The 24,284-nt window shown below is 38.6% G+C and carries 24 protein-coding genes and 1 pseudogene; 16 read left to right on the top strand and 9 right to left on the bottom strand.

Annotated elements, in window-relative coordinates:
- The first annotated feature begins 90 nt into the window (after positions 1–90).
- Positions 91–2,385 carry a TonB-dependent receptor gene (locus L6471_RS03495; RefSeq protein WP_027453940.1) on the top strand — a complete coding sequence of 765 codons (2,295 nt, stop codon included), beginning with the start codon at positions 91–93 and terminating at the stop codon, positions 2,383–2,385.
- Between the two features lie 84 nt (positions 2,386–2,469).
- Positions 2,470–2,625 (top strand): hypothetical protein, encoded by a 156-nt coding sequence (locus L6471_RS03490; RefSeq protein WP_009434700.1) that lies wholly within the window; start codon positions 2,470–2,472, stop codon positions 2,623–2,625.
- A 169-nt stretch (positions 2,626–2,794) separates the two neighbouring features.
- Here L6471_RS03490 and L6471_RS03485 read toward each other — a convergent pair whose 3' ends face one another.
- The gene (locus tag L6471_RS03485; RefSeq protein ID WP_039871295.1) at positions 2,795–3,661 is read right to left on the bottom strand and encodes a phosphate ABC transporter ATP-binding protein; all 867 of its coding nucleotides are present in this window, start codon (positions 3,659–3,661) and stop codon (positions 2,795–2,797) included.
- A 244-nt stretch (positions 3,662–3,905) separates the two neighbouring features.
- On the opposite strand from L6471_RS03485, the gene L6471_RS03480 reads away from it, so the two are divergent.
- From L6471_RS03480 to L6471_RS03415, 14 genes are all read left to right on the top strand, one after another.
- Positions 3,906–4,547, top strand: coding sequence for a response regulator transcription factor (locus L6471_RS03480; protein WP_006283803.1), 642 nt, complete (start codon positions 3,906–3,908; stop codon positions 4,545–4,547).
- Between the two features lie 88 nt (positions 4,548–4,635).
- Complete coding sequence (thiS, locus tag L6471_RS03475) at positions 4,636–4,848, top strand: sulfur carrier protein ThiS (protein ID WP_006283805.1); 213 nt, start codon at positions 4,636–4,638, stop codon at positions 4,846–4,848.
- Between the two features lie 27 nt (positions 4,849–4,875).
- Positions 4,876–5,682, top strand: a complete 807-nt coding sequence (locus L6471_RS03470; RefSeq protein ID WP_006283807.1) for a HesA/MoeB/ThiF family protein — start codon at positions 4,876–4,878, stop codon at positions 5,680–5,682.
- Between the two features lie 52 nt (positions 5,683–5,734).
- Complete coding sequence (locus L6471_RS03465) at positions 5,735–6,142, top strand: M67 family metallopeptidase (protein WP_006283808.1); 408 nt, start codon at positions 5,735–5,737, stop codon at positions 6,140–6,142.
- Positions 6,143–6,172: 30 nt separating this feature from the next.
- On the top strand, positions 6,173–8,569 hold the full coding sequence (locus L6471_RS03460; RefSeq protein ID WP_237796847.1) for a sulfurtransferase TusA family protein: 2,397 nt from the start codon (positions 6,173–6,175) through the stop codon (positions 8,567–8,569).
- Positions 8,570–8,584: 15 nt separating this feature from the next.
- On the top strand, positions 8,585–9,040 hold the full coding sequence (locus L6471_RS03455) for a precorrin-2 dehydrogenase/sirohydrochlorin ferrochelatase family protein (protein ID WP_074548888.1): 456 nt from the start codon (positions 8,585–8,587) through the stop codon (positions 9,038–9,040).
- A gap of 56 nt (positions 9,041–9,096) precedes the next feature.
- Positions 9,097–9,894 carry a uroporphyrinogen-III C-methyltransferase gene (cobA, locus tag L6471_RS03450; protein WP_074614195.1) on the top strand — a complete coding sequence of 266 codons (798 nt, stop codon included), beginning with the start codon at positions 9,097–9,099 and terminating at the stop codon, positions 9,892–9,894.
- Between the two features lie 32 nt (positions 9,895–9,926).
- Entirely contained in the window at positions 9,927–10,832 is a 906-nt protein-coding gene (gene cysD / locus L6471_RS03445) for a sulfate adenylyltransferase subunit CysD (RefSeq protein ID WP_006283813.1), read from the top strand.
- Between the two features lie 63 nt (positions 10,833–10,895).
- Positions 10,896–12,167 (top strand): sulfate adenylyltransferase subunit 1, encoded by a 1,272-nt coding sequence (locus L6471_RS03440; RefSeq protein WP_094448882.1) that lies wholly within the window; start codon positions 10,896–10,898, stop codon positions 12,165–12,167.
- A gap of 28 nt (positions 12,168–12,195) precedes the next feature.
- A complete protein-coding gene (locus L6471_RS03435; RefSeq protein WP_006283815.1) occupies positions 12,196–12,903 on the top strand; it encodes a phosphoadenylyl-sulfate reductase in 708 nt (235 codons plus the stop codon).
- 184 nt (positions 12,904–13,087) lie between these two features.
- Complete coding sequence (locus tag L6471_RS03430; RefSeq protein WP_237796846.1) at positions 13,088–14,074, top strand: PstS family phosphate ABC transporter substrate-binding protein; 987 nt, start codon at positions 13,088–13,090, stop codon at positions 14,072–14,074.
- Positions 14,075–14,211: 137 nt separating this feature from the next.
- Positions 14,212–15,096 carry a phosphate ABC transporter permease subunit PstC gene (gene pstC / locus L6471_RS03425; RefSeq protein WP_006283818.1) on the top strand — a complete coding sequence of 295 codons (885 nt, stop codon included), beginning with the start codon at positions 14,212–14,214 and terminating at the stop codon, positions 15,094–15,096.
- 31 nt (positions 15,097–15,127) lie between these two features.
- Positions 15,128–15,973, top strand: a complete 846-nt coding sequence (gene pstA / locus L6471_RS03420; RefSeq protein WP_237796845.1) for a phosphate ABC transporter permease PstA — start codon at positions 15,128–15,130, stop codon at positions 15,971–15,973.
- A gap of 518 nt (positions 15,974–16,491) precedes the next feature.
- Positions 16,492–16,893, top strand: coding sequence for a hypothetical protein (locus L6471_RS03415; RefSeq protein WP_237796844.1), 402 nt, complete (start codon positions 16,492–16,494; stop codon positions 16,891–16,893).
- A 351-nt stretch (positions 16,894–17,244) separates the two neighbouring features.
- Here the strand turns inward: L6471_RS03415 and L6471_RS03410 are convergent, their stop codons facing one another.
- The 8 genes and pseudogenes from L6471_RS03410 to L6471_RS03375 form a co-directional block, all read right to left on the bottom strand.
- A complete protein-coding gene (locus L6471_RS03410; protein ID WP_237796843.1) occupies positions 17,245–17,610 on the bottom strand; it encodes a hypothetical protein in 366 nt (121 codons plus the stop codon).
- A 54-nt stretch (positions 17,611–17,664) separates the two neighbouring features.
- Positions 17,665–18,396 carry a hypothetical protein gene (locus L6471_RS03405; RefSeq protein ID WP_237796842.1) on the bottom strand — a complete coding sequence of 244 codons (732 nt, stop codon included), beginning with the start codon at positions 18,394–18,396 and terminating at the stop codon, positions 17,665–17,667.
- Between the two features lie 66 nt (positions 18,397–18,462).
- A pseudogene (locus L6471_RS03400) lies at positions 18,463–18,606 on the bottom strand (IS4 family transposase); the annotation flags it as partial.
- Between the two features lie 120 nt (positions 18,607–18,726).
- Positions 18,727–19,176, bottom strand: coding sequence for a DUF4372 domain-containing protein (locus tag L6471_RS03395; RefSeq protein ID WP_237796841.1), 450 nt, complete (start codon positions 19,174–19,176; stop codon positions 18,727–18,729).
- Positions 19,177–19,372: 196 nt separating this feature from the next.
- Positions 19,373–20,842, bottom strand: a complete 1,470-nt coding sequence (locus L6471_RS03390) for a TolC family protein (protein WP_237796840.1) — start codon at positions 20,840–20,842, stop codon at positions 19,373–19,375.
- Entirely contained in the window at positions 20,820–21,971 is a 1,152-nt protein-coding gene (locus L6471_RS03385) for an NUDIX domain-containing protein (protein WP_074614189.1), read from the bottom strand. The genes L6471_RS03390 and L6471_RS03385 overlap by 23 nt, the downstream gene beginning before the upstream one ends.
- The gene (locus tag L6471_RS03380; protein ID WP_074614188.1) at positions 21,941–23,038 is read right to left on the bottom strand and encodes a hypothetical protein; all 1,098 of its coding nucleotides are present in this window, start codon (positions 23,036–23,038) and stop codon (positions 21,941–21,943) included. Before L6471_RS03380 ends, L6471_RS03385 begins: the two co-directional genes overlap by 31 nt.
- A complete protein-coding gene (locus L6471_RS03375; RefSeq protein WP_237796839.1) occupies positions 23,028–24,284 on the bottom strand; it encodes a hypothetical protein in 1,257 nt (418 codons plus the stop codon). Before L6471_RS03375 ends, L6471_RS03380 begins: the two co-directional genes overlap by 11 nt.

Raw genomic sequence — 24,284 nt, 5'->3', positions numbered from 1 at the left:
CAAGAAAAGTTGTCGGCATATCATGATGCCGACTCCAAAATTATAATAAGACAATGCATATAATAAATAATAATAAATAAGATAATGTTTATGAAAAAGGAACTTCTCACATTGCTCATGTCTGGCTGCTCCGGTATCCTTGTTGCACAAACTACGGGAACGGTAGTAGATGAAAACAAGCAACCATTACCAGCTGCAACGGTTTCGTTATTTCGTGAAAGCGAAAATAAGATGATTAGTGGAGTGGTAACTGATATAAATGGCGGCTTTGAACTGAATACGCATGAAGGAGAGAACTATAGAATAAGGATATCCTTTGTAGGGTATTCTACGCAGGAAGTTAAATGCCAAAACATTTCTAAACACCTATCGTTGGGTACAATAGTGTTGGAACCGGACAGTAAGATGCTTAATGGTGTAACCGTGACAGCCAATAGCGTAACACAAAAAGCTGACCGACAAATTATCATCCCTAATCAGCTTCAGCGAAAAACATCAAGCAATGGTTTAGGTTTGTTGCAGCATCTTCAGCTTTCACGCATCTCAGTAAATACGCTTGACAGTAAGGTAACTACTACTATGGGGGATGCCGTAGAATTGCGTATTAATGGCGTAAAGGCGGAGATACAGGAGGTGAAGGCTCTCCTGCCGGCAGATGTATTGAAAATAGAATATCATGATAATCCTGGTCTAAGATACGGAAATGTAGCTGCCGTAATTGACATTATTTTAAAGGAAAAGAAGAATGGAGGAAGCATCTCCGGAGAGTTGATGAACACTATCAATCCTTTAGGTATAGGAGATTATCAGCTATCGGGTAATTATCATGTAGGTAATTCAAACTTCAAGGCATCTGTAAACTGGAATCGGCGTAATGTAAACTGGTTACGTGAAAACATGGAGGCCTTCAATGCAACGACACCCGGTATCAGCAACTATGAGATAGGGCAAAAGACAAAGGCACGATACGATAACATCAATCTATCCATTGGCTACGATTACATACATAGCGGAAACATATTGAGTGTTACTTTTCGTGATTTATATAACAATACCCCTCATGCGGTATCTGACAGAAACTCCAGGCTTATTCAGGCCAGCAACACATTCGATATCAAGGACCGCACCAAGTCAAGGAGCAACAATCCATCGTTAGATATTTATTATCAGCATGAGTTTACCAAGGATAGGCATCTGTTCTTTGACCTGATAGGAACATATATCTATACTAAAAACGACCGTTTATATCGCCAATCTCAGGGGAATGCTGTGCAGGAAATAACTTCCCATGTCGATGGGAATAAATATTCGGCCATAGCTGAAGTTATTTACGAGCAGAAAATCAAGGATTCGCGGTTGTCATTCGGTCTGCGACATCAGCAGATGTACACAAAAAACGCATATGATGGAAACACATCCTCAAGCGTTAAGATGAATACAGCTGAGAGTTATGCTTTTGGAGAATGGGCTTCAACGTTAGGGAAACTGGATTATACGGTAGGTATTGGTGTAATGAGGACCTATGCCAGCCAAGGAAATGCAAAACAGGTAAAATATATATTTCGCCCGACTATTCAGCTGGGATACCGTTTCAACAATTATCTGTCAATACGCTACAAAGCCTACATGGGAGGGTACGCACCCTCACTTGCCGAATTAAGCGATGTTGAACAGCACATAGACATTTACCAAATACGCCGTGGAAATCCAAATCTACAGGCGGTCAGTTTTTTCTCTAATGAACTATCAATTAGCGTAGGAACAAAGTATATCAGTGCAGAATGGTTTACCCGTTACAGCTATGACAACAAGCCATATATGGAAGAAACAATCTACACGAATGGCCTCTATGTTAGGAGTTATGCCAATCAAAGAGGCTTCCATCGACTGAACTCTCAAATAAATCTAAAAATACGACCTTGGAAGGATTATATATCCATTCAATTAGCCCCATTTGTCAATCGCTATATCAGTAATGGCAATACTTATACGCATGCACATACCAACTGGGGGGTACGCGCCAACTTAATGGGAATGTACAAGAATTGGTACATAGGAGCCAATCTTGAGACAAGTTTTCATAGCCTGTGGGGGGAGACACTTAACAAAAATGAGAAATCACATAGTATAGTCTTTGGGTACAATAGAGAAAAATGGGGTATAGAACTCCAGTTGCAGAACATCTTCAGTTCACGTTATGAAATGTCTGTAGAAAATTTTTCCCACCTTGCTCCTTACAATCAAATGGTATGGTCGAGAAATCTATGTAAAGTTTTCGGCATAGACTTTCATTTCAACCTGAACTTTGGAAAGCATGGCTCTGAGGTGAACCAACGTATTCATAACTCTGATACTGATGCAGGCATTGTGCCAACTACGAAGTAGCAGATAAATATAAATTCACGTACAAGATAAAGAGGATGTCGAAAATCTTTAAAAGAGTAGACGTTATTAAATACTTTTAGCCTTATGGCAGAAATTAATTTAAAAAAGCTCCTTGATGAGTCCATGTTGAAAGAAATCGATCAAGATTGCATTATTTTGAACGAAGAGCAGGCCGACGAATTATACGGAGGAGCAGAATGGGGTTACTATGGTAACTGTTCATTCGGTAATTGTCACTAAGACAGTTACAAAATGCGTATTAGGGGATGCTAACTCAGGAGCGTGAGTTTTGCTCCGACATTAGTTATCAAGACTATTCGTAATTCTTGTATTTGAGTACGCGCATTAGATCTGTCTGAATAATATGCAAATTATGACGAATATTTTGTCGCAAAAAAAAGAGAAAGCTTTAACTAAAAGCTCCCTCTAAATATTTCTTGGTTAATTCATTCTTAGGATGGTGAAACACCTGCTCGGCAGGGCCTGCTTCAATCACTTCGCCTAGATACATAAAGACGACATAGTCTGCTAAGCGAAGGGCTTGTCGAAGAGTATGAGTTACCATAACGATAGAATAATCTTTTTTTAATTCTGTGAAGAGTGACTCTACCTTTTTGCTCGAGATAGGATCGAGAGCACTTGTACTCTCGTCGGCCAGCAGATAGCTAGGTTCTACAGCTAGGCTGCGGGCAAGGCATAGACGTTGCTGTTGACCACCACTCAAACGGTTGGCTGGACTATGCAGGCGATCCTTAACCTCATCCCACAAACCTACCTGCTGTAGATAGTGTTTTACAACAGCATCGAGCTTTTTCCTACCACGGATACCATGAATACGGCAGCCATAGGCTACATTGTCGTAGATACTCATCGGTAGCGGACAAGGACGCTGTGGAACCAATCCGATGTTACGACGCAGCTGAGTAAGTTCACTGCTCGATGCCTTTAATATGTTGTGTTCACCTAGAATAACCTCACCTGATATCTTCATCCCCTCTACACCATCGTTAAGACGATTGAAGGTACGGAGTAGGGTAGACTTACCGCAACCGCTTGGACCTATAATGCAGGTAATTTTGTGCTGAGGTATTTCTACATTTACGTCTTTCAATATCTTTGCACCTTTTACAGATACGTTTAATCCTTTAGTCGAAAGATTAACATTCTGCTCGCGCTTAAACTTTGCGTTTACTACAAAATGTTCGGTCTTGTTCCATCCGAAACTTGGGGCAAGCCCGAATACTTTATTAGTAACTGATGATATTGCTATGTTCATAATTCCTTGTCTAATTATTTGGTTCACGGTTGCAAAGGTAAAGCATAAAAATGATTCTCAAAATACCATTTTATAGGCATTTTGATACCATATGTTAGGTATGTGTTTCTAATGTGTTAGTTAGTATACCTAATGTATGGTATACCATATACCATATTTGGCTTATTGTACAACCCCAATATTTGTCATAATTTTGCACCAGAGTTAAGCCACTGATTATTCTCAATTAAAGAAAGACGATAATATGACGAATTTTATAATAGCCGATAATCAGGAACTTACGCAGGTAGGACTAACTGCTCTTATTAATAAGGTAGAACCCCATAGCAGCGTAATTGTTTCCTATAAGCGAGAATTGATAGAACAGCTTGAAAAAGCTCCCGACAGCGTTATACTGTTAGACTATACGCTCTTCGACTTTACCGATGTAGAGAGTTTGCTTATTCTTTGCGACCGATTCCCTACTTCGCAGTGGTTGTTGATAACCGATGACCTCACAGAGTCGTTCATGCGTAAAGTGATTTGTTCGTCTAAGAATATAGGCATCATCTTTAAAGATAGTCAGATTAGTTATCTCCATGAGGCGATACAGGATGCTGTTCAGAAACGGAGATATATCTGCCACCGTGCTACCGAGATACTTATAGACTCGCAACTTAAGGAGGAACCTGCTACTAACTTGACAAGTACGGAGATAGAAATACTTCGAAGCATCGCTCAAGGTAAAACTACCAAAGAAATTGCTGCAGAGCGATATAGTTCGATACACACGATTAATACGCATCGTAAGAATATCTTCAAAAAGCTCAAAGTAAATACGGCACACGAGGCTGTAAAATATGCTTTCAGAGCAGGACTGGTAGATACAAGCGAATTCTATATTTAGCGAAAATACAAACGCAAAGGTTATTATAAGGTATATGCGGCGGTTCTAAATCATGTGAAATATAAACCAATAAAACAGATAAAAAGTTATGGCAAAGATTATTGTTAACGACGAAGTACAGGAAGTTACTCTTCCTCTTAATCTCTCGGAATTGATTAAACTTAATCGTGTGTTTCAGCCAGAAATGGTTACTGTACAGATTAACGAAGAGTTTGTAGAGCGTGAAGATTATGATGCCACACAACTCAAGGAAGGTGATAAGGTAGACTTCCTTTACTTCATGGGTGGCGGACAGGCATAAATAGAAATCTCGAAAAAAAAGATTGTTATGGAACTTACAGAAGAACAAATAGAACGCTATTCGCGCCACATTCTGCTTCAAGATGTAGGCGTAGAAGGCCAGGAAAAAATAAATAATGCCCGCGTTCTCATCGTTGGTGCTGGTGGCTTGGGTGCTCCTGCTGCGATGTATCTGGCTGCTGCCGGTGTAGGGCATATCGGTATCGTGGATGCCGATGTGGTAGATCTGAGTAATCTTCAACGTCAGATTATCCATTTCACGAAAGATGTTGGTGTAAAGAAGGTAGAGAGTGCTAAGGAAAAAATGCTCGCCATTAACCCTGATATAGAGGTAACTACTTATCACGAATTTCTCTACTCTGATAATGCACGCGAAATAATCAAGCCATGGGATTTTGTAATCGATGGAACAGACAACTTTCCTGTAAAATTCCTTATCAACGATGCTTGTATCCTTGAAAATAAAGCTTTCAGTCATGGTGGTATCCTCCGTTTCAATGGTCAAACCTTTACTCATATACCAGGTTCTGCTTGCTATCGTTGTTTCTTTAAGGAACCGCCTCCAGCAGGAGCCGTACCAACCTGTAGTCAGGCCGGAGTACTTGGCGCCATTGCTGGTATGCTTGGAACCATTCAGGCTGCAGAAGCTCTGAAATACATCCTTGGTGTAGGTGATCTGTTGACCAACCGTCTCCTTACCTTCGATGCGAAGACGATGAATTTCCGTACCATCAACGTGAAGAAACGTGATACCTGCGAAATCTGTGGCAGTCATCCTACAATAGATCATTTGATAGATTATGAGCAGGCTGCGTGCGATCTGAAAAACCATTAATATAGAATCTAACGATTCACGAATACAAACCCGTCAAGGAGGAATTGAAAAAATGAAAATCAATGAAGATGTAATAGAGCGCATGATACTACAGGCTCAAGAAGATGCGCCAATTGAAACATGTGGTTATTTGATGGGCAATGACGACGTGGTAACCGAAAGCTACTGGATGGAAAATATCGATCATAGCGAAGAACATTTCTCGTTTGCACCGAAAGATCAGTTTGCTGCACTCAAGTATGCACGCAGTAAAGGACTGAAAATTTTAGCCAACTGGCATTCTCATCCAGCATCACCATCACGACCATCGCAAGAAGATATTCGTATGGCACTCGATCCACGTATCCGCTACGCTATCGTTTCGCTCTTTGAGGGCATTCATATCAATTCGTTTGCCATTCGCGAGGGAGAGGTCATCGATAAGGAAGTGCATTTCGCACAGGAACCATCTGAAGAGTAATAATATTAGAATTTTAGAAAGGAACAAGATATGTATAGAATACCATCAACGCTAGCTGGCGATATCAGCTACACGGAAGAGCTTATACAAAAATTTAAAGCAGGCGAAATTACTGCTGGCCAGTTGAAGTCTAATCGTGTGCCAATGGGTATCTACGAACAGCGTAAAAACCAGCACCACATGCTTCGTATTCGTTGTACAGGCGGTATTATCACTCCTGCACAGTTGGCTATTGTCGCTCAGGTGGGCAAGCAGGTTTCTACATCCCATCTGCATATCACCACTCGTCAGGAGATTCAGATTCATAATGTGGATATCCTCGATGCTATTCCTGCTCTGCGTAAACTGGAGAAGGCAGGTCTTGCTACACAGGGTGGCGGTGGAAATACTGTTCGTAACATGACTGCCAACGATTTGAGCGGTCTTACTAGCGATGAGGCTTTCGATGTGTATCCATACGTAGTAGAGCTTACTTCGCGACTCATCGCCGAGAAAGACTCCTTCTCTATGCCTCGTAAGTATAAGATAGCGGTAGATCATAACGTGAAAGATGCTAGTTCTTCTTATGTGGCAGATTTAGGCCTTCAGGCACGCGTGGTAGATGGTAAGCGCGGTTTCCGTGTTCTCGTTGCTGGTAGTACCGCCACTAATCCTCATGTAGGATGGGAAGTATTCGACTTCTTACCCGAAGTAGATCTTCTGAGAGCAGCTAAGGCTCTGAAAAACTGGTTTAATGCTTACGGTAACCGTCGTAATCGCCACAAAGCTCGTATGCGTTACGTATTCTATAAATATGGTGAGGAAGAAGCGAAACGACTCTATTTTGAGGAGTTTGACAAACTGAAGAAAGACGGTTCACTTGATTTTTATGCACCTGCTCTGCCGGTAGAACATCTTACACCCGACTTTGCTCCAGCTGAAGGCATAGCTAAGCATGAGAGTTTCAAGATTTGGAAAAAGCGTTATGCGCACCAGCAGACGAATGAGGAAGGTAAAAAGAAAAACTTCTGGTATGCTTATCTTCCTGTAAGTCATGGTAACAACCGTCCGGAGTTTTTCGCAGAAGTAGCCGAATATCTTCAAGCATTTGGTAATGATGTTATTCGATTCACCAAGCGCGAGCAGATTCAGGTGCGTAATATACCAGAGGCTTATCTCCCAAATATCTACCAGCTCTTTAAGAAGCTCGGTGCTTATCAGGTAGACTATCCTGTATTTATCAATGCGCTTACCTCTTGTACCGGAGCAGATACTTGTCGATTGGGTATCTGTCTGCCAAAGGGAGCTATCGACGCCATTACTAAGCGTTTATTGGCAAGCGATCTTAATTTTGATGCATTACCTGACCTTCAATTGAGCATGACCGGATGTACCAATATCTGTGCGAATGCTACTTGGGCTGACCTTGGATTCAGTGGTCGTGTAGGTCGTACAGGAGATGATCCATATCCTGCTTATACGGTATGGTTACCTGCTGCTGGTAAAAATGAAATCGACTTGCAACAAGGTTTTATTGCAGCGAAATACATACCAGAATTTGTAGAAAACTACGTTCGTGATATCCTTAACCATTTGGCTGAATATGCTGATTACTATGACTATGTAGCTAACCGAGGGAAAAACGTGGTGAAGGAACTTCTGGTTAAATATAAAGAGGTACCTCCTTATAGCGAGGAACCAGATACCTATTTCGATTTCGATGACGATGAAAAATTCAGTCTTATCAAGTACGGTCAGGCTGAGTGCTCTGCAGGTCTTTTTGATATCATCGATATCGATCAGGATACCATTGCCCAGAAGCGTAAGCAGCTCGATGAAGCAACATCGATCAGTGTTGACGAAACAGAGAAAATACTTCACGATATCGTGTTCTCTGAGAATCGCATGCTTTTGGTAACACGCGGTCTTGACCCTCGTACAGACGATGACGTATATCATGGATTCGTTAACGAGTTTATCAACACCGGCATTGTTCCTGCCAAATATCAGATACTAACCGATAAGGCTCGAAACAACCAGCCTCTGTTATCAGAGAAGGCGCTCATCTATGAACTGGCCGATCTGCTCAGCGATCTCTATAAGAATATGGACGATTCGTTACAGTTTAAGACCACAACCTCAGCTCCTGTAGAAGTAGCTCCAGCCGAAGAAAAGAAAACAGTTTCAGCCTCAGTTGCTGACGACAAAAAGGCGAGTGCTATCCAGCCAGATGTGAAGAAAGACTTCAGAGGGGTCGCTTGTCCGATGAACTTTGTGAAAACCAAGATTGCTTTGGCACCAATGCAGAGTGGACAGATACTCGAGATACTCCTCGATGACGGTCAGCCTATCGCTAATGTACCAGGTAGTGTTAAGAATGAAGGTCATGAGGTGATTGCTACCGAAAAAGTAGACAACTACTGGAAGGTAAGTATTAAGAAGAAGTAAATAACAATAAAATACATGGAATATCTTCCGATATCAATACGCATATCAGATGCCCGAATCCTTATTGTAGGTGGAGGTAAGGTGGCCACACATAAGGCACAGATACTACATCGGTTTACCGATAAGGCAACGGTTATCGCTAAGGAGATTTCTGATGAGATTAAGGCCCTGCCTTTTACCACCATAGAGCGGCCCTTCCGCGAAAAAGACCTCGACGGCATCAACCTGCTCTTTGTGGTAACAGGCGACCATGAGCTGAATCATCGGATAAAAGACTTAGCTTCTAAGCGAGGCATACTGACGAGTGTGTGTGATGACCCTGCAGCCTGCGATTTCATCTCGCCAGCGATCTACCGGCAAGATAACCTTACAATAGCAGTAGGCAGTGACTCACGCGATGTAAAGCGAAGTATACGAGTAAGAAACCGCATACAACAAGCTATAGAAAACGGTGAATTAGATATTGAATAGGTCTAAGAGAGGACACTTATTCTGTAGTAAAAACTAACGAACGAAAGGAACGAAGCATGAGTAAATTACACAATATAACCAAGCAGCAAGATAATGAAGCAACCATCCGTCCAGGTCAGGTAAAATTGGTAGGATTCGGTCCGGGTGATCCTGATTTACTTACAGTCAAAGCTGTTAAAGCTATCGAGGCAGCTGACATCATTTTCTATGATGATCTCATCTCGAAAGACTATTTAGAGCAGATTGATGCTGAAAAGGTATATGTGGGCAAACGAAGTGGGCATCATTCAGTAGAACAAAAGGATATTAACCAACTTCTTCTTCAGGCTGCTAAAGCCGGTAAGGAAGTGGTAAGACTAAAAGGTGGCGACCCGATGCTCTTTGCTCATGCTGGTGAGGAAATCGAATTCCTTGAGAGTTATGGTATAACCGTAAGTGTTATTCCTGGTATCACCACAGCCAGTGCGATGGCTTCCAGTCTCAAGGTGAGTCTTACCCACCGCCAGTTATCATCTAGTGTAGCATTGGTCAATGGACATTCCAATCGTCCTGAAACCCCTAATGCTGATACCTTGGTATACTATATGGGAGCTGCCAAGTTGCCACTCATCGCCCGTACTTTGCTTGGTAAAGGTAAATCTGCTGATACCCCAGTAATACTCGTCTACAATGTATCGCATGCAGACGAACAGCGATTCGAAACAACCATCGGTGAGCTGGCTACTGATATCAGAGTATATCCTACACCACTCATAGCGCTTGTAGGCGACGTGGTGGCTACCATGCACCAGCGTGTAGAAGATATCGTCAAGGCCAGAGGCCAACAGTTCGCATTACGCGAACACCATGTGTAATCAATTATAAACCGACAAAAATAAAAGTATATATGGACCAAGAAAGAATAACCCATTTGCGTGAACTTGAATCAGAGTCAATATATGTGCTTCGTGAGGTAGCAGCTCAGTTTGAGCATCCTTGTATCCTCTTCTCGGGAGGTAAGGATTCTATCGTAGTTACCTATCTGGCATACAAAGCATTTTATCCAGCTAAGATTCCTTTCCAGCTGTTGCATATCGACACTGGTCATAACTTTCAGGAGACACTCGATTATCGTGATGCCCTCGTTGAAAAGTTGGGTGCAGACCTTATCATAGGCAGCGTACAGGAGAGTATTGATCAGGGACGTGTGAAAGAGGAAACTGGTTATTATGCCAGTCGTAACCGTCTACAGACTACCACATTGCTCGATAGTCTTGAGAAATATAAGTTTGATGCTGCTATTGGTGGTGCTCGTAGAGATGAAGAGAAGGCCAGAGCCAAGGAGCGTTTCTTCAGTCATCGTGATGAGTTCGGGCAGTGGAATCCAAAGAACCAGCGTCCAGAGTTGTGGAACATCTTCAACGGTCGTAAAAATATGGGTGAACATTTCCGTGTATTCCCTATATCAAACTGGACCGAGATGGATGTTTGGCAGTATATCTACTTGGAGAATATTCCAATGCCAAGTCTTTACTTTACCCATGAGCGCGAGGTATTCAAGCGAGATGGACAGTGGTTGGCTGCACTCCCAGTAATTCCACGTAAACCTACTGAAGAGGTTGTTAAAATGCAGGTTCGCTGCCGTACAATCGGTGATATTACTTGTACAGGTCTTACAGAGAGCAAGGCTACATCTGTAGCCGATATTATCGACGAAATTGCTGCTACCCGTGTTACAGAGCGTGGAGGACGTGCGGATGACAAACGCTCAGAGACAGCTATGGAAGATCGCAAAAAGGCCGGTTACTTCTAAATCGAAGGTTGGTTATTCAGCTTTCAACTATCAAACTTCATCTTTCACTTTAAATAGAAAATTATGCCAGATACAAGAGGTTATTTAGATATGCAGCTACTCCGCTTCAGTACAGCGGGTAGTGTAGACGATGGTAAGAGTACACTAATAGGACGATTGCTTTACGATAGCAAGTCTATCTTTGAAGATCAGCTTGAAGCCGTAGAAGAGGCTAGTAAGAGTAGAGGTAATGAGGAGGTTAACCTCGCATTGCTTACCGATGGTCTTCGGGCTGAGCGTGAACAGGGAATCACCATTGATGTAGCTTATCGCTATTTTGCTACACCAAAGCGAAAGTTTATCATTGCCGACACTCCGGGACACATCGAGTACACGCGTAACATGGTTACAGGTGCTTCTACAGCAGGATTGTCTATTATCTTGATTGATGCTCGTCATGGGGTACTTGAGCAGACGGTGCGTCATAGCTATATATCATCATTGCTGGGTATTCCTCATATCGTAGTAGCCATCAACAAGATGGACCTCGTAGATTATTCTGAGGAAGTATATCAGAAGATTATTGCTGACTACACCAAAATGTCGGAGATACTTCATATTAAGAATGTGGTATTTATCCCAATCAGCGCCAGAGACGGTGATAATGTGGTTAACCACAGCGATAATATGTCTTGGTACAAAGGGCCTGCTTTGCTCGAATATCTCGAGACGGTGCCCGTAGAGCACAAGCAGGTGACAGAATATTTTCGTTATCCTGTACAGTATGTTATCCGTCCTATCAGTAGTAAGTTCCCTGATTTTCGTGGCTATGCAGGTCGTGTAGCTGGTGGTAAGATTAAGGTAGGCGACAAGGTACGTGTATTACCTTCAGGACAGGAGAGCACCGTTACCCGTATTAGTCAGGCTGATCGTGAGTTAGAAGAGGCAACATCACCATTGAGCATCGATATCCAGTTGGCTAATGATATAGACATCAGTCGTGGTGATACGCTAGTTAAGGCTGATGAGCCACAGCCCCAGACAGAACAGGATGTAACCATGGATGTATGCTGGTTTAATGAGACACCAGCTCAAGTACGCAAGAAATATATCGTACGCCAGACAACCAGCGAAACTCTCGCCATCGTACGTAGTATTAACTTCCGTCGCAATATCAATACACTTGAGAAAGAGCAGGGGGTAAGCGAACTCAAGATGAACGATATCGCAGAGATTACCATCCATACAGCTAATCCGCTTGTGTTCGACCGTTATCAAGACAATCGTATCACAGGTTCTGTTATCTTTATCGATCCCGATACTAACGAGACTGTAGGAGCTGGTATGATCAAGTAATAAGAATACAAAAACAGTTCTGAATGATATGAGTGAACAAGAAATACAGCAACTGAATGAACGTTTTAGCGATGCGTCAGCTGAGGAAATTGTCGGTTTTTTCCTTGAGCATTTTCAAGGGCGCATCGCCCTTTCTTCATCCTTGAGTATCGAAGATCAGACACTCCTCGATATTATAGTGAAGAAAGATAAGAAGGCTCGTATTTTTACATTAGATACTGGCCGTCTTTTCCCGGAAACTTACCAGCTTATCGATCGTACCAACATGACTTATGGTATTAACATCGAGGTATTTTTTCCTGATTATAAAGAAGTACAGCGTATGGTACGCGAAGAGGGTATTAACCTTTTCTATGGCAGTATAGAGAGCCGTCATCGTTGTTGCCAGATTCGTAAGTTGGAGCCGTTGAAGCGTGCCATGGAAGGAGTGGATGCTTGGATTTGTGGTCTACGCAAAGAACAGTCGGTTACCCGTAAAGATATGCAGGTGGTAGAGTGGGACGATATACATGGCAAGATCAAAATCAATCCACTGATCAACTGGAGTGAGGAGGATGTTTGGAATTATATCAAGACCAATCATGTACCTTATAATAAGTTACACGATAAAGGTTACCCAAGTATAGGCTGCGAACCCTGTACCCGTGCCATCAAACCGGGCGAGGATGTACGTGCCGGTCGTTGGTGGTGGGAAGATCCTGATCATCGCGAATGTGGCTTGCATCAAAAGCACTAAATACAGAGCACCTTCTTCTAGGGAGGTGCTCTTATTGTATGTAGTGGGCGGATATAACAAACGTTAGTGATATGGTTTACCTCGTCCATGGTATTTCGTATACCTTTATTTAGCCGTACCTTTGCCGATGTAAATAGAATATAAACCAATACGTACTACTTAATCATTAGGAAAGGAAGTAAATATGCGAAAAATTATTGTAAACATAGCCAGTTTAGCATGGATAGCAATCATCGGCCTAAGCACTGTAGCTTGTGGCGGAAACACAAATAGTAAGCATAACTCAGGTGATAAGGGCGAAGAGCTATCAGGTAATATTTCTTTGTCTGGTGCTTTTGCCCTCTATCCTTTAGCTGTAAAATGGGCTAACGATTTTGAGAAACTCCATCCGAACGTTTCCATTGATATCTCTGCAGGTGGAGCAGGTAAGGGACTTACCGATGCTCTTTCTGATGTGGTGGATTTGGGTATGGTAAGTCGTGATCTTGATGCTTCTGAAATTGAGCGTGGTGCTGTAGGGTTCGCTGTTGCTAAGGATGCAGTGGTACCAACAATAAATGCCAAGAATCCTGTATATAAAGATTTAGTAGTCAAAGGTGCCAAGCGTCAGACTTTTGTTGATTTGTGGATTACAGGTAAGACTAAAACTTGGGGTCAGGTAGCAGGCAATAGCAGTAAGGTAGCGGTGAGTGTGTATACACGAAGTGATGCTTGTGGTGCTGCTGAGACTTGGGCTAAATACTTAGGTAAGAAACAGGAAGACCTGAAAGGTACTGGCGTGTTTGGTGATCCAGGTGTGGCATCTGCTGTACAGAAAGATCAGAATGGTATAGGTCTTAACAATATCGGTTATGCTTACGACAGCAAAAGCGGTAAACTTAATCCAGGTATTGCCATTTTGCCAATCGATGTTAACGAAAATGGAAAAATCGATGATGACGAAAACTTCTATGCTGACCGTTCTCAACTTGTAAAAGCGATAGCTGATGGTAAATACCCTTCACCTCCTGCACGAGACCTCTATTTGGTGGCTCATGGCATACCTAAAAGTCCTGTAGTAAAAGCCTTCCTCAAGTATGTGCTTACGCAGGGTCAGAAGTCTAACGAGGGTCAAGGATATATCACCATTAGCCAGGAAAAACTGCAGAGCAGTTTGAAGAAACTCAAATAAGGCTACTTTTATACACCCCACTAGATGTAGCCATACAGTAAGCCTATACGAAATATGAAACAGTTTTTAAGCGTACTCTTCAAGGCCATATTTACATTGGCCATCGGATACACAGTAAATTATTATATTTATTACGGATGAATAATACACGATTATGGAAAGATAAAATAGCAGGTAAGGTGATGGCAGTACTCACCATCGCCTCCCTGTTTCTTGTCGTAGCGATGGGAATAGGGCTCTACCTGAAGTCGGTGCCTATTCTCGAAAAGGAGTCTGTATGGACTTTACTCTCATCGTCAGAATGGAAACCGATGAGTGGTCGCTTTGGTTTTTTCCCATTTCTGATGGGAACCCTCAGCGTAACCCTGCTGGCTGTAGCGTTCGCTCTACCGATATCGCTTTTCATGGCTATTTATCTTACAGAATATTCCCGCAGTGTGGTGCGACGATTTATCTATCCTCTGCTCGATATTCTAGCAGGTTTACCATCTGTGATTTATGGTGTATGGGGTACGCTGCTCATCGTGCCTTGGGTGTCTGGTGTCGTAGCTCCAGCGTTGGGACGCTCTTCCAGTGGATATACGGTGTTGGCAGGCGCAGTAGTACTCGGTGTAATGATATTACCACTATTGGTAAGTCTTTTTATCGAACTATTTGCTAATGTGGGTAATGAGTATCGTGAGGCATCTCTCTCGTTAGGTGCTACTCGTTGGCAAACCACCATCCACGTTATTTTGCGTAAAACATTTCCGGGTATTATAGCCGCCATAGTATTGGCTGTAAGTCGTACGTTGGGTGAAACTATCGCTGTGCTGATGGTCTGCGGAAACTTGGCTATCGTACCTAATTCGATACTCGATGCCTTCTATCCGATTCCGGCGCTTATAGCCAATGCCTATGGCGAGATGATGTCCATGCCATTATATGAGTCAGCTCTCATGTTTGCGGCCTTCATACTCTTCTTTGTGGTTCTTGTATTTAATCTGTTCTCACGATTAGTACTCCGCAAGTTTAAACAGTAACCTATTATGCATTTTTAAAAAGTGAAAGTTTATGATTCGTAGTGTCATAGAAGAAAAAATAGCCAAGTTGTTGATGTATCTGTCGGCAGTATTGATACTCTATTTTGTGCTGAGTGTAATCTTCTCTGTATTCAGTCGAGGTCTGCCTGTACTTACTTGGGAAATGATAACTTCAACTCCGGGTGGTGGCTTCTATATTGGCGGTAAGGGTGGATTTCTTAATGCCATTATGGGTTCTGTATATATAGTAGGAGGGTCTACCATTATCGGTTTACTGATTTCTATACCAGTAGTATTCTATCTCAATGTATATCTCAAACCAGACAGTAAGTTTGGTTCTATCGCCCGTCTAGGTTATGATATGCTTTTCGGTATCCCTTCCATCGTGTATGGTGCTTTCGGTTTTACCATCATGGTACTCTTGGGTCTTCGTGCTTCACTTTTAGGAGGTATTATCGTAGTTACGTTGCTTATCATTCCAATATTCATCCGATCTATGGACGAGGTAGCCAAGAGTATTCCGAAAGATTTGCTCGAAGCTAGTTTCTCGTTAGGTGCTACCCGTTGGGAAACCATTGGTATCGTGGTACGTCAGATTGCACCGGCGATAGCAACAGCCACCCTGCTTTCTATCGGTAGGGCTATCGGTGATGCTGCAGGGGTAATGTTTACAGCAGGCTTTTCTGATAATATACCCGATAGTCTTTCACGTCCTGCAGCAACTTTACCACTGAGTGTATTTTTCCAGCTGAGTGCTCCACAGCAAGAAGTGCAGGACAGAGCCTATGCCGCAGCCGTAGTCCTAACGATTATTGTGCTTATTCTTAGTCTTGCCGGTCGTTTCGTACTCAACCGCTTTTCCAAAAATAAAATTTAGTCCTTTTTATATCATATCCCATTGAGAGTGAATGGGGTGTACTTATCCTGACAGGTATCTCTATTATAGAGATACCTGATTGGTTATAATCCAAAACGAAAAGTATCGATTGTTTTCTGTTTATACTCTTTATATCCATTAAAATTGTAGCTATCAATTTATGAGTCTCATAATTTACGGAAATTTCTAGTAATATCAAAATGTGTCACTTTTTAAAGGGGACTCAGTAAATAAAAAAGATCAAGATAGTAAGCATAATTGTGTGAATTTTGTACTTTTTTTTAATTATTTTTTCTACCTTTGCAGAGTAAAGTATAAATACCGTAAAAAAATGCGTGAGATTAACTTATATATATCTTAATGATAAAAGAACTTTTTTTGAAAATAAAAAATTATAATCAACTTACTATTACTCCTGGCTATGGTTGGGCAGTATCAAGTGCCTATTTTTTAGGGAAAAGGGCATTGGAGTCTAAAAGACTTAGATTTTTGAAACAAATAATATACAAATATAACAAATGATGGAATTTTATTATATCATACATTATGTAATATATCGCTATTACCGAAAGAATCTTGAGAGCCGTACGATGTCGATGGGGCGTGCTTGCGGTATACTTATGCCTTTATCATTTATATTAATAGGAAGTATTGATTATTTCGTGTGTTTATTTCTAGAAACTCCACTTCATGTTACCAAACCTGTTGCTTTGGTATGTTTTGTACTTGGGGCGATTTTTGAATATATGATATTCTTTCGAAATAATATATATAGAGAAATTTTTAACGAATACGACAGGCTAAGAGATGAACCTGAAATGATAGAAAAATGTAAACAAGCAAAAATATTCAATTATAGCTTATTGGTTATCGATATAGTTACACTTTTTATAATTGATTACATCAATAATCACAAATAGCCTCAATATCACAGGTTATCATCCAATATGTATGCAGATTTTCGTCAAACGATTTGAGTCATATGAAACTATTGGTGGTCTCTTCAGAGTCTGTACCGATGAATCTCTAGAACTGTCAATCAATTACAGAATATGAGAAGCCATCCTTGAAGAGAGCCGTTGGTGGTCAACTATAAGCAATGTCAATACAGATTTAAGTACAGGATTGGGAAATGATGGAATTTTATTATATCATACATTATGTAATATATCGCTATTACCGAAAGAATCAAGGCTTGGTTAGAGAGCATGGGTAACATCCGCCAAAGGTATAACAATATACCCTTGACGGATACAGGGTTGATAGATGGTTTACCTTATAACAATTCCTTTCTGATGTGTTTTCTCTTGTTTTCTCTTATACATATCATCTATGAACTGCTTTCTCAGTAGCCACTGCTTTAGAAAAATTTTAGATTTCGTTTTTACCATAACTATTTTTCCCATGCGAGGTGCTACTAAGTCATAGATTGGTCCATCTTTCAATATATTTATAGAAACAACATCAGCTGTATCTATTTTAGCCATATCTTCATCACCAATTTCAACACCATCAACAAATATAATAGGGTACGCAAGTGTTACAGAGTCGATATCGCTGTCCCATGTTATGGTCTGTTGTGCTTTTCCTTGTAAACTAACAAGAAGAAATACAAAAAATAATAGTTTCTTTTTCATACTTACAAATTGCTTTTTCCAGCATGCAATAGTGCATACAGTAATATAAAAATATTATTTAGCTTTTTCAAGATCCCATCCCATGATGAAACCATCTCCATTACCTTTTTCTAAATTACCTGTTTCTGGATCCCAATATTCAAATGTTCCAGATTCGGAATCATATTCAGTAAACAGAACAGCATGACCATCATTCAACATTCCATCATTATTTACATCTTCTCCTAATAGCAAGTATCCTAATACACCAGAATTATCCTCCAGTGCACTGATTAGTCCATCTTTACCTTGCAATTCTGTAGTCACAAAATAATCATTTATAAGATTTCCAAATTCTTGGCCCGACAAGCCATTAAAATTTGAAAATTCTAGAGTACCAGTATATTGTGCATATAATCCAAGGGTTCCTAATGAGTTTTCCTTACCATAACCATTTAATGCTGCATTCAATGCTGCAAATGTACAGAGTGCTCCAACCTGAGGCTCACTATTTTTAACCTTATCTTTATCTAATGTTTGATGAACTTGGGGATCATTACTATCAGATGTATAATAATTATTTAGATTATTATTATAATCATCACCATTATCTGGTTCCAACAAGTCTGCATCAGAATCCTGAAAATCTGATTGTATATTTTCTGGATAAACAACAACCTCTGGAATCCAATTTCCATTAGTGTCATTCAGCTCACTTGCATAACCATCACCACCCATTAAAGTTTTCGCACTCAAACTATCAAGACTTGGCATTGATAGCTCTAAATCTTTTAAAGATTTTTTCATTTTAAATTTGTTTAAATTATTAAATATAATCATTTGTGTCCCGTTAAAATGGGACGAGTTTAAATATTAATCAAATAGCCCCGGAATGAGGGGACCAAATTGATCTTTTACATCGTTGAAATTTGTCTTATCAAACAGGTCTCGTAGGTGAGTATTGTCCGTAAGTGATATGCTGAGGATTTGCAAGACTTCATAGGTCGAGCGTTCCAATATGACAAGTATATCAGTGACAGAAGTCATAAAAATTATATCTGATTATTAGGGCGTAACGATTCTACTTCTCATTTTTGCTTTACATAACAAGTATCTAAATGTGCGTACAAATGGGCATTAATACCACCTTTCTTCTTCTGAATCTTGCCCATGGGAATGTTGCCAGACACAACGGGATTGTAGTTGAGTCAAAAGCATATTTTTTTCTGGAATATTCAAGATGTTGGTCGTTCGTTTCTCACAAGCTTCCATCATCATGTAAAAAGCAAAGTCTTCGAAGATCCTGTAGTCACGATTCTGATTGGCCGACGCAAGAGTCGTTTTGGCAATAGGTTCACGACCTAATTCAAGATGGTACTGCTTGGCTCGATGTGCTTCAAAAGCAACAATCAAATCACGAAGACTCTCACGATTACTCAGTTGATCGAACATCATTACAAGCAGTCGGTTCCAGCAGGTGAAATGCTTCACGTAGCGATTACCATCATACTTGCGAACGTAGTTGTTAAACTGAATCCTGTTCAGAAAAGCAGTTAGTTGAGCAAAAACGTATTTGTCTTGGAACATAGCAGTCAATTGTATTTGGCCGCAAAAATACAAAATCAAGTCCGTTTTATTTCAAAAACCTGCTTAATAGACTGAATTTCAATTATTTCAAAGAGCAATTAGTCCACTTTAACGGGACAGTAGTGTATTATAATATTAATTGAAACTTACATTACTGTTTGTTTCATTTGTTAAAATTTTGCCATATTGACTTATTTTACTTTGCTAACAATGATTTATTACTGCGTAAATCGTATAATGCAAGGCTTCTATACTTAAAAATATACATATAGTATTCTTTAATTAATTCGTAATAATTTACAAAAGCCTTCATTTTTTCAGACTTTACACGTAGGTATTGTTCTACGTTTAGTCTATCTCCATCAATTTTATATTTTATTAGTTTCATCTGATTATCAATTAGTCCAAGTGTGTTCTTATAATTATTGATTGCTTCAATAATTAGATTGATATTGAGCAAATCCTTAATATATCCATTCTTGGCATCGTCACGATCAATATTATATTGATTTTTGATTCTTGATAGCTGATATTTGCTAATAGCTATTTTTGCTTTTCCCTTACCACCATCATATATTGGCACAGTTAGGGTGAGAGCAATTTGACGACTATCTAACTTGTTATCATAAGCATTGCGAAACTTTTCAAACTGAGAGTTGAAACCACCACCTAATTCAAGAGTAACCGAGGGGCTACATTCTTCCTTTATTTTCTTAATTTGAATAATTTGGTCCAGTTCCTTTGAATCCTGTATTATACTATAATTGTACTCAACTGATTTTTCTGCAATTTCATTAATATCAAATGAAAGGGGATTAAATACCATTGTCGTATCGTCAAATTCTGCTATTGGATTATCGGTTGTATGCAACTGTAGAATTTTATTGAACTCATCCTGTGCAAATTTGATTTCCAAATTATTATTTTGCATTTTTTCTTTTAGATATTCTATCTCAGTATCAATAAAATCAGGTTCTGATAATCGTTCCTCCTTGAACAGCAATTTTGCATGATCATAAATTTCTTTCGAAAGGATGAGATTTTGTTTATTAAGTTCCTGCCTTCTTTGAGCCATCAATAGATTAAAGAAGCATTCCACAAGTTTATAGTTAATTTTCTCCAAACTCTGTTGATGTTGAATTCTTTCAATTATCTTATTTGCCTCATCCTGTTTTTTAGCCCATTTATATGAATTATAGCCGAAAACATTTTGCTTTATTGTGATTTGACCGATATTATAATAATATGAAAATGTTTTATTCTCATTGGTTAAATTGTCTAATCGATTAATTCCAGTTGTAAACGACATTGTACCACCTGTCCAGGGTATCAACTGGATAACCTGCAGATTGACCTCTGAATTTGCATATGTTCGGCTTCTATATTTATATGTACCATCATATTGAGACGTTAAGCTAATTGACTTTTCATAGTTCGGTAAATTTGCATTTAATCTAATTTGAGGGTAAAGATTTGTGGTAAAAATCTTGTGGTTTAGTTCATTGATAATAGAGTCATCCATAACCACACGGTAATCATTTGTCTTTTTATTATAGGAAAGAATATCATAAAGGGTATATATCTTCTTCTCTGCATTTATATGTATGCAGAGTAATAAAATTAAGCCCAAAGTGGCTAATAATCTATTTTTTATAATGCAAAACATAGTTTTCCTTATATGTCTTAAATTTTATTTTTAGTCTATTCCCGTCTGGAAACAAGGCTACGTATCCTTCTCGATTAGGCTGGTCTTCACTGCTTAAAGCTTCAATGGTACCATGCTCCGAATAATATTCAACTTTCTTAAATGTTTCTAAGTTATGTATTTCATCGGACGAAATATCCCTCATTCTTTTATTGTCGTAGGCTCCAATGAGGTATAGTTCCTCAATATCGCCATAATCTATTATATGTTTATCTTTTGGTGAGATAATCTCAAATAGATAAGTATAATTTCTATTGAAGTGACAGAAGTCTTCATAATGTTTAGTATAAAGTAGTCTTGTTCCAATTATGGCTTGTGAGGTTGAAAAGGAACCTCTTGTAGCTATATAAGGTTGATCTTCTATCCAATACATAATACCTAGGGCTCCATCCTTTTTTTCAAATAGCTTGAACCCATTATCTTCATGAGGTGTGAAAAACTGATAAAGTTGGTCAAGTTCAAAGAATTTCTTTAATGGCCGATATAAAATGTTATTTCTATCATCAGCAATCAAACCACGTGACCATAATGTAATTTCATCCCAATATTGTTCGGTTTTGCATTTCTTGGTATAATTAAATATTTTAATTCTTCTTTCAGGATGCCAATCACACTCTATATAGCCACAGTTGCACAACCAATTCATAGCCCTTTTTGATAATTTTAAAGGATTTAACAGTATCAATATAGACAACTGCGTAGGTTGTAAATGCTTTTCGGCATAACCATAACTTACAAAACCTGCCCATTCAATTTCTGCCTTGTCAATGGGAGATACATCCACATTACTGTGAATATGAGCAACATAATAAATAATTCGTCGCTTTATGTAAGAGCTATCTATATTCATTAAGTAGGGTGTTTTAATAATATTACGTCTGTAAACTTTTAACCCCGTCTCTTCATATGTCTCTCTTATTGCTGCATCAAGTGGATCTTCATCTTTTTCTATTAATCCTTTTGGAATAGATAAATGTAGTTTATCATGATCATTTTTCTGTTGTACTAATAAGATTTTATTATCACGAATAACTAATAAACCTGCAGATATGTGTTCCATTATTTTAAATATCTTTTTTTCCAGTTCCAAACTGTTGACTCATAAATATGAGCCTTATCCATACGGTCATCTATATTAAATATATCTACCACTTTTGGTTTACATAGGTTCCAATCCTTTTTTTGTGAGAAGTCTTTTTTAAGTCTTTTCTCTGTTTTTTTCAGCCAATATTCAAAACTCATAAGATAATAATAGCTTGGAATTTGACTGGTAATTGAATGAAGTTCTTGATCTCCATTTTTCAATGCTTTCCAAATATCTAAATTGCAGATATAATGTTCCTTTAATCCCAATTGTTGCTTTAATAATAGCTGATTTCTGTATAATTTGAAATCGCCTGCAACCATTCGATCCAATGATTTATGCGCCTCAAGATACCAAGGAAATTTTAATTTCATCATTTGGCCATTTTCAAAGTACAAGACGAATCCTTCTTGATTTGGCAGATTTAGAGCAGCTAATTCATCAAAATCCCTTATATGCCCATATTTTTTAGTGAAATCCCTTGCTTTTGGGAAACCAAGATCAGGGAGTTCTATTGGCATTCCTGTTACCTTATCTATCATACCAATTAGAAAAATATCACGAGTGTTGCCATAGTCAATTAAAACATCTGATTCTAGATAAACTGCTTCAAAAATATATGTATAATTCTTATTTAGTTTACCGATTACATCAGAATGTTTCTCATAAAGAATTTTTGTAGCTTCTATCGCCTTGGGATTGGTAAAGGAACGCTGGGTAGCTAAATAGGGTTTTTCACCTATCCAGTATAATGTGCACATTGTACCATCTATTTTTTCTAATATGCGAAAATTACCTTTAGGAATCTTAAATATTTGATTATCATTCAAAAGTACTGTATATTTATTTAGATACTGTTTATAAGTCCAAAACTTTGTAAAAGGATGCTCCATCACTTCACCTTGGCCATTTACAATCATACCTCTACAGTGTATACTTATCTCATCCCATACTGTAGGCTTATCTGTACTACTATAGTAACCATATATGTATAAATCAGCATTTGGATGTTTCTCACAACATACAATAGTTTCTTCGACATATTTATTTAATGTATTGACATCAAATTTCATTTGCTAAAAATTTAATCGAGAATAGAATAAATGATTTATAATAGTTATGAATATTAAAGCTATGAAATAACTCTTTTGTAAGTTCTTCAAAAACTTGATCTTTTGTAAATGAACATTCCTCTGATAATATATAATCGTTAAGTTCCCTCATTAGGTCAACAAAATCTTTAAAATCATTATTAAAATCAGAAGTTTTCCATTTATTCATTATATTGCCATAGTTTACATTTAGTTTTACAGCATTTGATATACAAAGAGCATGCAATTCATTAAATAGTTTTTTTTGAACAGTATTTATTCCAACTAAAGATAACATATATTTTTGCACATCTGATTCTGCCATGAAAGAGTATTTCTTATAGATTTTTTCTACTACTTTATTAAAATCAGCCTTACTTTTATACATTATACAACCTGCAATAATAAATGCATACATTAAAGTTGTAATAACTGTATTTGAAGAAATTCCTTCATTATTTTTTTTACTGAAAATCTCAGTCTGAATTTGCGTAATAACATCAGCTATTAAGCAAGATAATTTCCTATCCATAGACATACGATTTCTCATTCTAACATACGGAATTGCTATTCTAGATAAATTTAATTCCGGAGAGTATTTATAAAGATATATAATCAATCTATTTAATATGCTATTATAGTTATCTTTTTCTTTGAGTTTCAACGTATAAGTAGCATTTAATTTCCCTGCACATTCTTCAAATTGTAACAATGAAGAATTATGATGTAGTAAATTTTTAAATGAAGAAGATAGAGGTATTAAAATATTATGATAAAACTCATTTTCGTTTGAGATATTTCTGAATTGAATAGATAACTCATCTTCATATTTACGATTCAATATGTTATCTTTCCACAAATTATCTAAACTTATACGTCCTTTCAGGTTATTATATTTTTTTATTGGGATTAAGGCTTGGTAAAATGCTCTTGATGCACTCAGATCATCCTTGAGACATACCACGGATGAAAACAATGCAAAGAACAATATATCTTTATTTAACATAAGACTCATACATGAATTGTAGCTAATGTAATAAACTATGATTTCATCATCTTCTGTTTTATATTTTTTTTTACCTTTAAATCCATTATCTCCGCAGACAGCTATTAATTTGAATATGTTGCTTTTGATATTCTGTTTTAGATACAAAGTGTCTGCATCAAAAAAATTATTTTCATTACAGAGATTCAGTATTTTTTTCAGATTAGGTGCTTTTGTTTTCAT

It is taken from the genome of Segatella bryantii (assembly GCF_022024215.1).
GTDB classification, from domain to species: Bacteria; Bacteroidota; Bacteroidia; order Bacteroidales; family Bacteroidaceae; genus Prevotella; species Prevotella bryantii.
Note: the sequence above shows the minus strand (reverse complement) of the source record. Positions and strands in the feature narration are given on the sequence as shown.